This window comes from Bradyrhizobium ottawaense (assembly GCF_900099825.1).
GTDB classification, from domain to species: domain Bacteria; phylum Pseudomonadota; class Alphaproteobacteria; order Rhizobiales; family Xanthobacteraceae; genus Bradyrhizobium; species Bradyrhizobium ottawaense_A.
In genome coordinates, this window is sequence record NZ_LT629693.1 from 3453992 (window position 1) to 3468143 (window position 14152).

The window sequence follows — 14152 nt, forward strand, 5'->3', positions numbered from 1 at the left end:
GCAAGTCACGAGCGCAATCTCGCGCGCAATCGCAGTTCGGCGCACAAAATCGTGCAAATGGCGGAGAGTGTCAGTCAATCCCTGTTGAAAGGTAAAGCATTTTCGACCTTCCTAGACCAAAACCCACTATTTGAGCTACGGCCGAACACTAGCGTTTCGCCTCGGATCTTTTCATGGAGTCCATCGTGGCTCATCGAAATACTGGCCAACCCTTCAATTTCCCTTCGGCGGGGGGCAGCAGGGTTGGTTGGCGTTGCCCTCCGAAGGCACGTGTCAAGCCGGCTGGTGCGCAAAGTGACGAAGAAAGAGTATTGGACTACAAAGGTTTGCGACGGCGCGCGTAGGGACTAAATTCCTGCACACAAACCGCGTAAGCACTACGTAAGCAGTAAGCACCCGTAGCTCAGCTGGATAGAGCGTCGCCCTCCGAAGGCGAAGGCCACACGTTCGAATCGTGTCGGGTGCGCCACTTCCGAACAAAACTGGCACTCCGGCCGGAACCGCGCCGCCGCCCGTGAAAAGGCGCTCAAGCACGGTCCGCCTGCCGATGATCCGGATTTCCTCGTCATCGACCTCGACATGGTCAACCACGGCCCGTCATGTAGGCTCGCCGGAATGGCGTCTCACCCGTCAGGACGTTCGTTCGCATGTCCTCGACGAATTTGGCGATCTTCTCCTGAGTGATCCGCGCCTCGGGGTGGGTTTCAGCGAGGGCGCGGTCGAACGCAACCTGCGCAATGCCGCGCTCATTCTTCATGGCGGCGACGCGTTCCTTGAGGTCTCGTCGGAGGGATCGACGATTCCGCCTTCTATCGCAGCGTTGAGCCTGCCGAGGCGCTCTTCGGCGTCGGCTAGTTTCGGCGCGCAGCGCCGTGAGTCGCGAGGCGTGACCTCGTCCTTGGGGGGCCTGCCGACAGGTGCATCGGCTAGAACGCCCACGCCGTTAGGATGATTGTGGCCTGAGGTTTTGACCGTCCGCTCGATCAGGAAGGAGTAGAACTTGCTCATTGTCTTACACACTGGGTGCAAATTATTCTGCGCGGTGAAACGGGACCGCCACCGACGTAATGAGAAACTGGCTTTGAGGCAGAAGCTCGACGATCTTTACGTCGCTCGTAATGCGCCGTTCACGAAGCCCAGCCGTAACCGACGTCCAGCTGACGGCACTGAAGGAAATCGTCAGGTCCCGTTGAAGGCGCTGATCGACTCGCCATAGTTGCACTCGCCCGCCGGGCGTTCTTCTCGCGGCTGGCTTATGCCGCGAAGTTGACGATGGTGTTGGCTCGAAAGCGAGGGCTCGTCGATACCCGCTTAGATCGGGGCCATGCTTCAGCAATCAAAACCCTTCATTTCCTGCGAATCATCGCCGCCAGATCCGTTTCCTGCGGTCTTTTCTGCATAACTTGCCCGTCCCGTTACTCTTCTCTTGACCGATGCCTAAAGGCATGCACGCATTCGTTGCATTAGAATAATGGGTTAGAAGGGGCCGGCAGACGTGTGACTACGAAGCAGCAAGCTTTTACCGCCGCGAGTTCAGCAGCCGGATATTACTATCAGGCTCGTCTCGCGCTGTTTGAAAGTTTGCGTCTCGCCTACGGCGATGAGAACGTCGATGTTGCCATCGAGCGCTTCGATGACGTTTCGTTCGAGAAAAATGGGCAGCCGCTGGAGCTGCTCCAGACCAAACATCACATTAATAAGGTCGGCGATCTTACGGACATCAGCGTTGACCTTTGGAAAACTCTGAGAGTTTGGTCCGAAGCGTCAAAAGCTACTCCGTCTATGCCCGGACGCACCCGCCTTGTCCTGATAACGACCGGTCAGGCACCTCCTTCGTCAGCGGCTTCCTACCTTCGCCCAAACGGCGAGCGCGACGTCGATAAAGCTGAGGCGTTGCTCATTGCCGCCGCGCAAAAGTCAGCGAATCAAACGTTGAAGGAAGCGTTCGTTGCGTTCCAGAAACTTGCTCCCGAGATGCGCACGCTGCTGCTCAGTTCCATAGAAATTCTGGACCACGCTCCTGTCCTCACCGAACTGGAGGCTGCTATTGAGGATCGTCTGAAGCTAATTGCACCACGGGGCAAAACGGCGATAGCGAGGGAACTGCTTGAGGGCTGGTGGTGGCCGCGTATCTGCAAGGCCCTGCAGGAAGGCGGTGGTGTGATTTCGATTCTTGAGCTTGAAGCGAAGCTAGATGATATCCGCGAAGCAATGAAACGTGACGCACTACCAGCCGACATGGAGCATTTCGACCCGCCTGATTCCGAACTTGAGGCACTCAACGAAATGCTTTTTGTCCGACAGCTTCGTACGGTTGGTGTCGGAAACAACCGGATACAGTACGCAAAACGGGATTATTACCGCGCCTTCACGCAGCGGTCCCAATGGACGCGCCAGAACCTGCTTTTCGATGGTGAAGTGGTTCGTTTCGAAAAAACCTTGGTCGAAGAGTGGCAGCCGCGCTTTGCCGTCATGTGCGACAATCTAAATGGAGCAGCATCAGAAGACGCAACGGTCCGCCAAGCCGGTCAAGAATTGTACCACTGGGTTGAGGCGGATGCCCGATTCCCTTTCCGGACAATATCCGCGAAGTTCCTCAACGTCGGCTCATATCATATCCTGGCTAATGATCTTCGGCTCGGATGGCATCGCGACTACACGACCCTCTTAACGAAAAAAGACGAGGGGCCTGATGTCAAATAAGACGAGTTGGGATTTAAGGTGGTCAGACCGGCCCTCCGAGGAAGCGCGGAACTTGAATCCGGCATTTTGCGGCGAGCTAATTTCCCGCGCCGTTTCAGAGTATTTCAGAACCCGCCAACAGTCTTTTAGTTTTGCGCTTTCATTTGCTGTCTTGCCTATTGCGCTTCACAAGCAGACGAGAGAGCAGCTTCCCGGCAATGCTTCGGCGGCATTTGCGGGCTGGGTAGCTGATCATAGTTCAACTATGGCAGAATTCCCAGATCGCGTTCTACGCCTTGTACCGGTAACGCGCGAGGCGCTCCTCTTTCTCGTCCAGCATAAGGTAATCCGCCTTGATGCCAGCGGCCTGTCTCCGGGCGCAAGGCCTATCGGCCGTGCTGCGCGGCCGTCACAGGTTACCGACGATGTAGCGGAAGCGCGAAGTGCCGCCGCCCTGCTAGGCAGGTGGTTCGCCAGCGAGGCGAATGCTACGTCCATCATGAAAGGTCTTGGAGTATCGCCATGAGTCTTCAATTGCGGTCAATTTCAATCTATTCGCACGAAGGCGAACGGCGCGACGTCGAATTCCGTTTGGGAAGTCTGAACATCGTCACCGGTGCTTCGAAAACTGGCAAATCGGCTCTCTTGGATATTGTCGATTATTGCTGGGGACGTGCAGAGTGCACCGTTGCCGAAGGTGAAATTCGCAAGAGCGTTTCCTGGTTCCTGCTTCACCTCGATAATAGTGGCGAAGGCATACTCCTAGCGCGCCGCAATCCCGGTCCGGCAGGACGAGCCAGCGATGATATATTCTTTGCCCGCGGTGTGGAGGAACTGCCAGCCGCCGTGGCTGGCTTTCGCAAGAATATCACCTTGGACGGACTCAAAACGCAGTTGTCAGCGATCCTGGGAATTTCTGAGAACCTGCATGTGCCGGAGCAAGGTTCAACCAGGTCGCCGTTAGAAGCGTCGTCACGCCACGCAATTATGTTCTGCCTGCAAGGCCAGGACGAAATCGCGAACCGGCGGTTGCTTTTTCATAGGCAGGGTGAGCAGTTCATGCCTGCGGCCATCAAAGACTCCCTGCCATATTTCCTTGGAGCAATCGACGAGAACCACTTTCTCGCGCTGAAGCGGTTTAACGAGGCCCGGTCGCGACTCCGCAAGCTTGAGCGCGAATATGCTGATGCGAGCGCCATCACGCGAGAAGTGTCGACCAGCGCACAGGCGCTTCTGCAGGAAGCTCGCCGCGTGCGGCTGGTGCCGCCCAATGCAGTGGCTTTGGACGTAGACAGTGTAATGGAGCTGCTACGGCAAGCTTCTGCTCCTCGCCCGATCGACATGACATCCACCGATGACCCGGAGGCCGACCTCGGAGAGCTTGAAGATCGACGGAAACGGCTCAGAAGCGGCCTGCAGGAAATCCGGGAAGAAATCGCAGAAGTAGAAAAACTTAATCGCGACGCATCGGACTTTGAGACAGAAGCCAAGGAACAGGAAGCTAGGCTCGCGTCAATCGGCCTCATCAAAGAGCCAGATGATCACGCGGATATTTGCCCGCTCTGCGAAAGTCATCTAACTGTACCAGTTCCATCCGTTCTTGAAATAAGACAGTCGCTTTTCGGAATCGAGGCTCAACTTGCCTCGGTACGTCGCGACTCTCCGCGCCTTCAGAACCGTCTTGCGTCGCTTGAAGCTCGGCGCACAGAGATCGAAGAGCAACTCAGGGCGGTCCAGCGGGACCTCGCCACGCGCATTCAGGACAATGAACGGCTTCGAATTCAACAGGAGGATTTTACAGAGCAGGCCCGTGTTTCTGGCCGCGTCGCTTACTACCTGGAAAATGTTAAAGCCATAGCGGGTGACAGCCGCCTTCCGCAGGCGATAGAACGGCTCCGCGCCGAGATTGCGGAGTTGGAGCAGGCGCTCGACGATGATTTCTTGCAAGGCAGGCTCGATACAGCCCTCAGTCTCGTCAACAGGGACCTCACTACCTATGCCCGCCAGCTTGGTCTTGAGCATGGCGACAATCCACTTAGGCTCGACTTAAAGAACCTTACTGTAGTTGCCGACACGGTCGATGGTCCGCTTTCGCTCAGTCAGATGGGGAGCGGTGAAAACTGGGTTGGCTACCATGTCGCGGCGCACCTTAGCCTTCACAAATTGTTCCTTCTCCGAAAACGTCCCGTGCCGGCATTCCTGATGCTCGACCAGCCATCCCAAGCCCACTACCCGCCCGAGCGGGATCAGAATGGGAAGATCGACGGGCTAGCCGATGAAGATCAGGCAGCAGTTCATCGCCTATTTGAGCTTCTCTGGAATTATTCAACAGACGGTAGTTCACGGACACAAATCATCGTTTCCGACCACGTCGAGTTGCTTGACTCCTGGTTCCACGATTCGATTGTCCAGCGTTGGAGGGACGGCATCACATTTGTCCCACAGACATGGCTCAAATAGTGCCGATGCCAAGCGTCCGATTGAGAACGACCGCAGCCCGGAAGCTTAGCGCGGCCTGATTTCAGGCCGCGCCAGAGCGAAATCCTCTTCGCGGAATACCGGCCTTTCTGAAGAGAGCTTCGGCTCCTAGGTGGCTCAAACCTCAGCTCCCGGCGATCAAAAGATTGGGGGCAAGGACGCGCGTTGGTGGCGACGAAGTTCAAGCTGTCAGCGCGCTCCAGCGATCCGAAGCGAACTGAGCGAGCCGCAATAGCTCGCTCAGAGCCGAGTGCGCCTCGACTTCCGTGATGGTTGTTTGCTGACCGTGTGAGGCGTCGTCGCGCCAATAGTGAAGGATATGGAGCGCCGCCTCGAACTGGCGCTTTACGGAATCTGTTGCCTGCCCGGTCACGTACCCGGTCACGCGGGTGCGCCCAGGGGCAGCCTCATACATCTTTAGCATTTTCGCCTCGTCGCCGCTTTTGGCGATCGCCGCGGCGAGGAGTATGGATTCAGCCGCCGCACCGGCCATAGAACATGACGCCAGGTAATTCGCGGTCCGATAGGTACCGACTGCCTCTACCGCGCGTTGCCCGAACCCCGCGCCGAACAGCGGTACGAAACCAGCCAATACTTCCGACATCCGGCTCATATCAATGAAAGGACGTGCGGAACCCTTTCCCAGCCATCTGAAGCCAAACGCCGTGATGGACCAGAGGTCCCCGAAATCGTTGGCCATCTCTTGATTGCGTGGGGCGACACGTCCAGGACGGAGAACTCCAATGCGGGCAAGCTCCCACGCGGCATCGTAGAAGACCGTGAACTGTGTGTCGGTGAGATCAACCGTACCGACGTTGGGAGTTCTCGTTCGCCAAAAGGCCTCAACCACCTGCGGAAGATAAAGATGAGCATATCTCGTGGCCACCAAAGCGGGCCGCGAAATATTTACCGGAATTTTCGCGAGGTGCTGAATCAGAAACTCAAACGCCTCCTCTGCCTGAATTTCCATCGTCCCCCCATTCGCGAGCATTGCGGGCAAGAAATACGAGGCTGGCGCAGTGGCAGGACTTGAACCTGCGACCTCCCCGCCCATACAATCAGATTGCCACATCCATTGTATGCCGACAGCAGGGCGCTCTATCCAGCTGAGCTACACCGCGTAAACCTAAGCCGAAGAGCCCTGAGCGGCCTGACGCAATCTAGTGCGCGGGCGGGCCGCCTGACGGCGGCCTTCCCGCGCGGCTTCCTCTGCCTTACGGAAATCCGGCTCAAGAGCCCGCAGCTTCGCGACCAGACCCGAAAGGTCATAAAAGTTGCTGAGCTGGCCACGATGGCTCGCTCGCTTCTCGCGTTTGACAAAGTCTGCCTGTTCGAGTTCGGCAATGATCTGCTGCACGCGACGGGGCTTAAGGTTCAGCCGCTCGCCGAGGGTCTTTTTGGTGGGATAGGGCTTGCGCTCAAGATCCCACCAGTAATCGGCAAGGTGCATCAGAAGCGCGAGCTGGGTGGCGTTGAGGCCAAGGCGCTGCTGCCCGCGCAGCAGCAGCGAGGGCACAATGCAAAAGCCAAGGTCCATGACTTTCTTGCCCCACTTGCGCTCCGAGCTCCGCTGAGCTTTCGCGCTGTTCAGCGGGATTATCTGGGCTGTTGGCGGGTCCTGAGTCTGATCGGTCATCGGGTGTAATCCTCCTCGGTCAACCTGCGAGATACGCCCTGAATATCGAGGGTACAAGGTTCGCCCCCCGGCAAATTCCTGCTGGGCACTCCGGCAGAGAATTGCCGGGGCCCGGAGGCGTGGATGACCGCCGAAGAAGTACGCATCCCATTTAGCACCTAAACCATGCTAACTAACGAGTAGTACGGGCCCCCGGCAGTACATTGCCTGGGGCCCGCGTGTAGAAATTTGCGAATAGCGCGGTGCGTCCTTCGGACCGGGCTCTAGGCATAGGCCCCGAGCCTTCTTCGCGGTTACGATCCGCGCAAGATCAGAGCGACAGCCTGCGGCTGACTTACTTCAGCTCAAAAGGGCGTCAGGGAGGGCGCTGCCCTCCCTCCCTTGGTGCGCGTTCTACCGGGCCGGCAAGGCACAGCCTTACCCGGCAGATCGATGGCGTGAGGACGCGCGGGCTTAAAAAGAAACTCGCATCGTTCGATGGCAAACTTGGAAGCGTCGACGAGGCTAAGGCGGCGGTTGGCCGCCGCGAGGCCGCATTCAATGCGCGGGTGAAGCAGCGCGTGACAAAGCGCAAGTCCGAGCTGTCGGCGCAGTTAGCTACCCGCCAGGCGGCAAAAGCGGGATGCGCGCGCGCAGGAGATGGCGACCGAACATGCTGCGGAGCGCATGGCGCTGCATGCGGCGCATAAATCGGAAGCGGCGAAGCCATTCGCCCGAGCGGCGGGCGCGATTCATGCGCTGCTCGATCGGGTGCCTGGGCTTCGGTCCGTGATCGCGCCCCTGCGGCGCAACCCCAAGCTCAATCCTGTCGAACGCCACCGCATCGAGCGCGACGCGCTGGACCGCCGTCACGAGCGGGAGCGCTTCACGCTTGGCCGCCGGTATGCGGCGCTCGGGCGGCTGGACGTGTGGGAGATTCGGTCCCTTGAGAACACCGTGCGGCGGCAGGTGCAGGAGATGAAGACCGCTCGCGGGCAGAAGGCGGAAACGCTGCAGGACCGGATCGAGGTCAACAAGCTCGATATCACCTTGCCAGCGGATAGCTTGCATGGAGTGGACCTGAAGCAGGCGAAAGGCTGGAAGGGCCGGCAACAGAAACCCACCGGTCAAACGGCGCCGAAGCGGCCAAAGGGATATCGCTTTACGCGGGATAACCGATGATGATCGGCATCGTCGACATGGTCGGCGCCGGCATGTTCGGCATCAGCATGTTCGGCATCATCGGCGCCGACGTCGGCGGCGGCGGCGGTGCCGGTCCGGCAGTGGCCCTGAAAGGCCCCGCCTTTGAGCAGGGTCTCGATCAGTCGATGCATCCGCTACCGTCTCAATGGCAGTAATTTCGTTCAAAAGATGCCCCCATGCGATCCGGGCGGCAAATGCTCCTAAAAATGAGCCCCTAAGCCACCTTTGATTGTGTGAAGATTTTTCGCGAGATTATCGTTGTGTGAAGCTTTTTCGTAGAGTAAGATGGTTTTTCGGGATTCGGCCAATTTGTGAAGGAAATTCACAGCCAGACAAGGTTTTTCAGGGATTCACAACGTGGCACACGACTTTTCAGGGCCTGTGAATGTTTTTCACGAAAGGCGGCTGCCCGAGACGGCGACCCCCGCGGGACATGCAGCGCTTATCCACGCCTACGACCTCCCGGTTCCGGTTCCCAGAAACCTTTCTGCCATCGGTACGCGCCACCGCATTATCGAGGGTGACGGCTGGCGCATCTACACGCCGCGCCACGCACCCGAAGCCACTCTCGAAGGACACCTTACCTTCGCCCTGAAATACGAAGGATTGGACCTTGCCGTATTGAAGCGGCTGTTCATGGCCGTGAAAGCAAGCGAAATCGCGGACCTCGTACGCCTTAAGCCAACCGGCGTTTACACCCGCCGCATCTGGTTCCTCTACGAATGGCTCCTCGGTAAAAAACTCAATCTGCCTGATGCGGACAGGGTCACTTCAGTTGACGTAGTCGATACCGAGCTTCAGTTCGCAGGGACCGGAGAAAGTTCGGCGCGGCACCGTGTTCGCAACAATCTGCCGGGTACCCCTGAGTTCTGCCCGCTCGTCTTCAAGACGGCGGCGCTGGATGAGTTTATCGGGCAAGACCTGAAGGAGCGCGCGCGCGCCGTTGTAAGCGAAGTGCCAAAGGACCTGCTCGCGCGGACCGCGGCATTTCTTCTCCTGAAGGATTCCAAGTCGAGTTACGTAATTGAAGGTGAAAGACCTCCGCAGGACCGCATCCAGCGCTGGGGGCGCGCTATCGGCGAGGCGGGGCGCGTTCCCCTAGACGAAGCTGAACTGCTGCGCCTACAGCGCATCGTTATCGGCGATGAGCGTTTTGTGAAGCTGGGCCTTCGCAGCGAAGGCGGGTTTGTCGGCGAACACGACCGCGAAACCCGACGTCCTATTCCTGACCATATCAGCGCGCGTCCCAAGGACCTTGCTTCACTGGTTAAGGGCCTCATTGCGTTCGATCACACCGCAGAAAACGAGCTCGATCCGGTGATCGCAGCGGCGGCGCTCGCATTCGGGTTTGTCTATATCCATCCGTTCGAGGACGGCAATGGTCGTATTCACCGCTATCTCATGCACCACGTTCTCGCACGGCGCGGTTTCAATCCACCCGGCGTGCATTTTCCGGTATCCGCTGCGATCCTCGACAGGATTGATGAATACCGCAGCGTCCTCGAAAGCTATTCGAGCAGACTTCTGCCGCTCGTCCAGTGGGAGCCGACCGAACAGGGCAACGTCAACGTTCTGAACGATACCGGCGATTTCTACCGCTTCTTCGACGCGACCCCGCACGCGGAATTTCTATACGCCTGCGTACGCAAGACAATTGATGAGGATCTTCCGAACGAGACAAATTTTCTGAAGAACTTCGATCAGTTCCGCGCAGGAATTGAAAGCATGATCGATATGCCGGAACGCACGCTAAACAACCTGTTCGGTTTCCTTCGCCAGAACGGAGGGCGTTTATCCAAACGCGCACTGGAGAATGAGTTTGCAGAACTGACGCCGGACGAGGTTTCAAAGATAGAGGAATTATATAGCAGTTCATTTGGCGATGCCGAGTCGGCATGAGTGAACTTACACCGTCTTCGCAAGACCAAAATGCATTCTCTCCTTCCAGCGGCGGAGCGTCGCTGGAAGGCTATTTTTATCAACTTGATGTCTCCATACTTACAGCTCTCGATCTCGTTCTTGCTAAGAAAGTCGCTCATGAGATTGTCCTTGAGCCAGCGACTGACGAAGACCTCGAAGCTGACATTGACAATGAACCAGGTGCTCTGTCTGAAACGATAACTCTTGATAATTACCGCCTGGTCCTTCAGTGCAAGCTCCGAAGCACCGGTCCATGGAAATATGAAGATTTAATTCGCCTTCTTGCCCATGGGAAAAAACGCAAGCCTGCGCGGGAACGGCTGACTGATCCCAAAATCCGTTATCTATTGGTAACTAGTGCGGACCTTGATGGCGTCGCCCGTCAATTGCGAGTTGAACTCATCGGCGAGTGGCCGCTGCCTAGCGATTTACCCATCGAAATAGGAAAAACTTTGCCCGCCGATGCGGGGGGGCGACTTGCCGTACTCAGCGCGATGGACCAAGAGAAGGTCAACTCGCGCACCGAGCGTTTACTGACTCAACGCTTTCGCGTGCCGCATGCAAATCTGCAAAGCTGCAGAGGCGTCTTACGCAAAGAAGCGCTCTTGCGCATGCGTGGCGCGGCGCACGGAGTATGGGCGCGCGACGATATTGAACGAAATATCACCATTTCCGGCGGCTATGTAGGAGAATCGGACGCTCTTGAAGGATTCGTCCCGCCGACAAACTGGGATGAATTGAAGACTGCGATTGAAACGAGGCACGCAGTCGTCGTCACTGGGGCTTCGGGCACAGGGAAAACAAGAGCGGCCAAAGCGCTTGTCGCCGATTTGCGCGACAAGATACCGGGCATCAGACACGTATTTCTTCAGGGCGGTCCGGAGAAAGTTCACGGCGACAAGGATTTTCGCCCCGTGGTTTACGAAATCGAAGACCCGTGGGGCCGTTTTCGCCTGGAGCCCGCGTCGATTCCTTGGAATGATGCTATCAGTGAGATACTGCGGTCCGCCGCTCCCGACAGGAAATTCGTGATTACGAGTAGATCGGACGTGTTGCACGAGAGCAATCCACGATCATTGAAGGGCAAGTGGCTTATAACCCTTGAAGAAGAAAATTACGGCCCGAAAGAACGGACAGCATTGTTCGAGAACCGTTTGCCGGGCCTTTCGCCGCGATTGCAGCCGATCGTTCTCCGCTATCGGCAGGAAGCGGTTGAACGGCTTACCACACCGCTGGAAATGCATCGGTATTTTTCAGTTCTGGCAGACGGCTTCGAAAGCAACGAGAATGAAGCAGAGTACGTCAGACGCTGCTTGTCCGACGCTCATCAAACTTCCATAGAAACCGCCCTCATCAATAATGTCCGCCAGCGCGGAGCATGGGCCTGGGCGGCAATCGTGTGGGGACTGTTTAAGGCGCGATCACGTCTGACCTTCAACATTCTGCCCTCCATCCAGGCAGGATTGACAAAACGACAAAGCGATTTGGAAGACGGCTTAGAGCCCTACGTCAACTTCCTGATCGCCGGTAGAAACCTGAGACAGTCAGAAGCGACGTTGAGCTATCAACATCCACGGGTTGAACTCGGCCTTGAAGAGGCTCTCAAAGAAAAGCCCGGCCTCTCTTCCCGAGTTCTAGCCTACCTGATTGACGTCCTGATCGACCTGGACAGAAGAACGGGCACCGATTGGGGGACGGAAGGTGCCGCTAATCTTGTTCAGGCCGTGCGCGAACGCTCCGTTGTTCAACTTGATCTCTCCACCGAAACGCAATCTCACCTCGACCGGTGGATCGATGATCGAATATCAGGCGCGGGACAAGACTTTAAAGATGATCTGACACTTGCAGCTTCCGTGGGGTCTCCCAATTGCATTCCGGCAGAGATTGCGAGATGGCTTCTAAGTCGGCCAAAAGATAAGGAAAGGTGGTTTTTCGAGAACTGGGTCGTTCCGGCCAGGATTCCCGAGTGGTTCCAAAGAATTCGGGCCGATTCCCGGACTAAAGATATCTGCATCGCGTTCATCACGCGTGAGCTTCCTCATGGCCATCGATTCTACCCCAATGACTTCGCCACGAGCATCGCGGGACTGTCAGATGGTTTAGAGCCAGCTTTCGCCGATGCGGCGTTTTCGATTGTCAAAGATGGATATAATCCGAATGCTGATCTGATTGCCGCAGGTGCCATTGTCGACTTGAACCGGTTCGAAATGATCGTATCAGCGGCGATTTCGTACCAGCGAGAGCTGTCAGCGAACCCCGATGACGGTTTCCTGCTAGCTGTTGCAAACGGCGAATACGATGACGCCGCAGCAGAGCACTATTACGAGAGCGCTTCTGAGGACGGACAAACCGCTGGCGAATTGCTTGAATGGTACGTCTCTGAGAGACGGGCAAACGACGGCTGGCAGGCTATTCGGGATCATGCCCATGCTAAGGGTTTGCTCTGGACGTGGATAAGAGTCGCCGAAAAAGCGAAGAATGCCACCACTGATGAATGGCTCGCTATCGCCAGTGCCGTCGAAGGCGAGTCAGAAGAGCGCACGCTCTGGGAAACCTTGCGCGGATCGTTACCTATTGAACTCCTGCCTAAACTCAGAAATCGGATAGTGCCGGGTGACCCGAATCGGGAAATCAGGGTTCAAGCTCTGATGACTGCCATTCGCGATGCGCCTTCTGAAATAATTCCGGCCATCCGTCTTCTGGAATCAGCGAAAGACGTGAGGAGGATGTTTGAACTGGCGCTGGATTTGGCTGCTGCAAATGCAGCTGACGCCAAAGAGAACCAGAGCGCTTACGGTCAAATGCGCGTCCAAATTCTTGAGGCGTTGCCTGCCGCTCTGGCAGAGGCAATGAATGCGGTGTTCTCATCACAATTCGAAGGGTTAAGCCGCGACGCGCTGACCTTTTTTCAGAATGTGGATGCGGAAGGGAATACTGAACTTAAGTTGGTTCAGGCCGAGATTCTTAGCAGAGCGGCTTTTGACGTTTCGAATTTGTTGGAAGACATATTGGGATCGCCTGATAATAGTGACGTACATATTCAGGTTGCGACCAATGCGGTCTCTATCGCTGCCCGCTGCGGATTGTGGTCTGTTGTCGAAGCAAGCCTCGGCCACCGATTTGCGGACGTGCGCCAAGAAGCTCTCGTAGTCCTTGCAGGAAGATCAGGCGGTCCGCTTACCCCGGAGCTTCGTTCCCTGGCAAATGACAAGGGACACCGGGTTCGTGAGACAGTGCTTCGCCTGCTCAAAGAACGTCCTCATCCTGACAATATGGACGCGATCTTGCAGTTAGCTTCGGACACGTGGAGTGCCGAGCAACGCTACCATGAGGAAGTCGCGGACTATCCGATCGCTCAAGGTGCTGCGGTGCTTTTGTGGAACCCTCCACAAATCAATGACAAATATATCTCTGTTATCGGAAAATTGTTTCAACAGACCGCTGACCATGATGTGAAACTGGCTCTGACCCGGGCGCTCGTCCGCAACGGTTCCGACGAGGCGCGGAAAAGAGTTTTAAGATACGCATTGAAGACCGGAAACCCGCCACATCACAGGTTAGCGGCAGAGGCATTGTTTCAGGAACGCCAATTCGTCGATGCAGCACTTGCTGCCGAAATTACGGACGATCAGCTTCTTTTAAGGACTGCGCCAGTTGCCTTTCCATTGACGCTCGTGGTCGGAGCCTGCGCCGACACTTCACGAGTCATCTCTGCAGCCAAGGAGCTGGCTGCGAAGCAGGAACGTCGTGCGTTGTTGATTCCTTTGGCGATAGCCGCTGCAGGCCGAGAAGGTTCACTTGCGGAGCAAATCATGAAGCTCTTGCCGACGAAGACTGCGGATGCACTTTCTCAGACGCTGGAAGGGACTGGAAAACTCTCGGCAGAAGACTTGAACGGGCTCGGCGATGTTCGAACGACCGAGACGGTGAAAACCGGGCTATCTGTATTCTTTGAAAATGCTAAGGATAAATGATTGCGGCACCAGCCCGTCACTGAAAACGAAATCGTGAAACGCAAGACAGCATCTTCGGCCGAGTGAGGCAGCACTTGGGCCCAAGCCATAGGTGGATCAAAAAGCCAAGGCAAGTGCTCCTGAGTTTTGGCTGGCAAGGACATGCAATATTCTGGCTTGAACGCTGAAAGTGTCCAATCGGTCAGATACTGCCATCTCGAAAAGGTGTTGCACTGCCCTTTTGGTGCAAAAAGCAGGAAGAACTGAAGACTGAGGTAGGCAGCGGCTAACGTGCCATTGT

Annotated in this window: 11 protein-coding genes and 2 tRNA genes; 8 read left to right on the forward strand and 5 right to left on the reverse strand. The window is 56.5% G+C overall.

The features are described from left to right. Positions 1-392 precede the first annotated feature (392 nt). Positions 393-469 (forward strand) — tRNA-Arg (locus BLR13_RS16135). 114 nt (positions 470-583) lie between these two features. On the opposite strand, the gene BLR13_RS41355 is transcribed toward BLR13_RS16135, so the two are convergent. Then, entirely contained in the window at positions 584-757 is a 174-nt protein-coding gene (locus BLR13_RS41355) for a hypothetical protein (protein WP_197679553.1), read from the reverse strand. Continuing rightward, the gene (locus tag BLR13_RS41360) at positions 754-1008 is read right to left on the reverse strand and encodes a hypothetical protein (RefSeq protein ID WP_074822031.1); all 255 of its coding nucleotides are present in this window, start codon (positions 1006-1008) and stop codon (positions 754-756) included. The genes BLR13_RS41355 and BLR13_RS41360 overlap by 4 nt, the downstream gene beginning before the upstream one ends. A 489-nt stretch (positions 1009-1497) precedes the next feature. Here BLR13_RS41360 and BLR13_RS16145 point away from each other — a divergent pair, with 489 nt between their 5' ends. From BLR13_RS16145 to BLR13_RS16155, 3 genes are read left to right on the forward strand one after another with little or no spacing between them, the layout of a single operon-like run. Beyond that, entirely contained in the window at positions 1498-2703 is a 1206-nt protein-coding gene (locus tag BLR13_RS16145; protein ID WP_074822028.1) for an ABC-three component system protein, read from the forward strand. A gap of 52 nt (positions 2704-2755) precedes the next feature. Further along, positions 2756-3208, forward strand: coding sequence for a three component ABC system middle component (locus BLR13_RS16150; protein WP_244525189.1), 453 nt, complete (start codon positions 2756-2758; stop codon positions 3206-3208). Then, a complete protein-coding gene (locus BLR13_RS16155; RefSeq protein WP_074822020.1) occupies positions 3205-5142 on the forward strand; it encodes a DUF3732 domain-containing protein in 1938 nt (645 codons plus the stop codon). The genes BLR13_RS16150 and BLR13_RS16155 overlap by 4 nt, the downstream gene beginning before the upstream one ends. Before the next feature lie 199 nt (positions 5143-5341). Here the strand turns inward: BLR13_RS16155 and BLR13_RS16160 are convergent, their stop codons facing one another. The 3 genes from BLR13_RS16160 to BLR13_RS16165 form a co-directional block, all read right to left on the reverse strand. Continuing rightward, a complete protein-coding gene (locus BLR13_RS16160) occupies positions 5342-6130 on the reverse strand; it encodes a hypothetical protein (protein ID WP_143039720.1) in 789 nt (262 codons plus the stop codon). A 42-nt stretch (positions 6131-6172) separates the two neighbouring features. Then, positions 6173-6280: transfer RNA gene (locus BLR13_RS40200), tRNA-OTHER, on the reverse strand. 6 nt (positions 6281-6286) lie between these two features. After that, positions 6287-6796 (reverse strand): helix-turn-helix domain-containing protein, encoded by a 510-nt coding sequence (locus BLR13_RS16165; protein WP_074822014.1) that lies wholly within the window; start codon positions 6794-6796, stop codon positions 6287-6289. 639 nt (positions 6797-7435) lie between these two features. On the opposite strand from BLR13_RS16165, the gene BLR13_RS16170 reads away from it, so the two are divergent. The 4 genes from BLR13_RS16170 to BLR13_RS16185 all read left to right on the forward strand — a co-directional run bounded on the left by BLR13_RS16170 (position 7436) and on the right by BLR13_RS16185 (position 13872). Further along, entirely contained in the window at positions 7436-7957 is a 522-nt protein-coding gene (locus BLR13_RS16170; RefSeq protein WP_074822009.1) for a hypothetical protein, read from the forward strand. Then, positions 7954-8133: a hypothetical protein gene (locus BLR13_RS16175; RefSeq protein WP_074822005.1), complete on the forward strand. Its 180-nt coding sequence runs from the start codon at positions 7954-7956 to the stop codon at positions 8131-8133. The genes BLR13_RS16170 and BLR13_RS16175 overlap by 4 nt, the downstream gene beginning before the upstream one ends. A 202-nt stretch (positions 8134-8335) precedes the next feature. Further along, entirely contained in the window at positions 8336-9877 is a 1542-nt protein-coding gene (locus BLR13_RS16180; protein ID WP_091976541.1) for a Fic family protein, read from the forward strand. Then, the gene (locus tag BLR13_RS16185; RefSeq protein ID WP_091976543.1) at positions 9874-13872 is read left to right on the forward strand and encodes a hypothetical protein; all 3999 of its coding nucleotides are present in this window, start codon (positions 9874-9876) and stop codon (positions 13870-13872) included. The genes BLR13_RS16180 and BLR13_RS16185 overlap by 4 nt, the downstream gene beginning before the upstream one ends. Positions 13873-14152 lie beyond the last annotated feature (280 nt).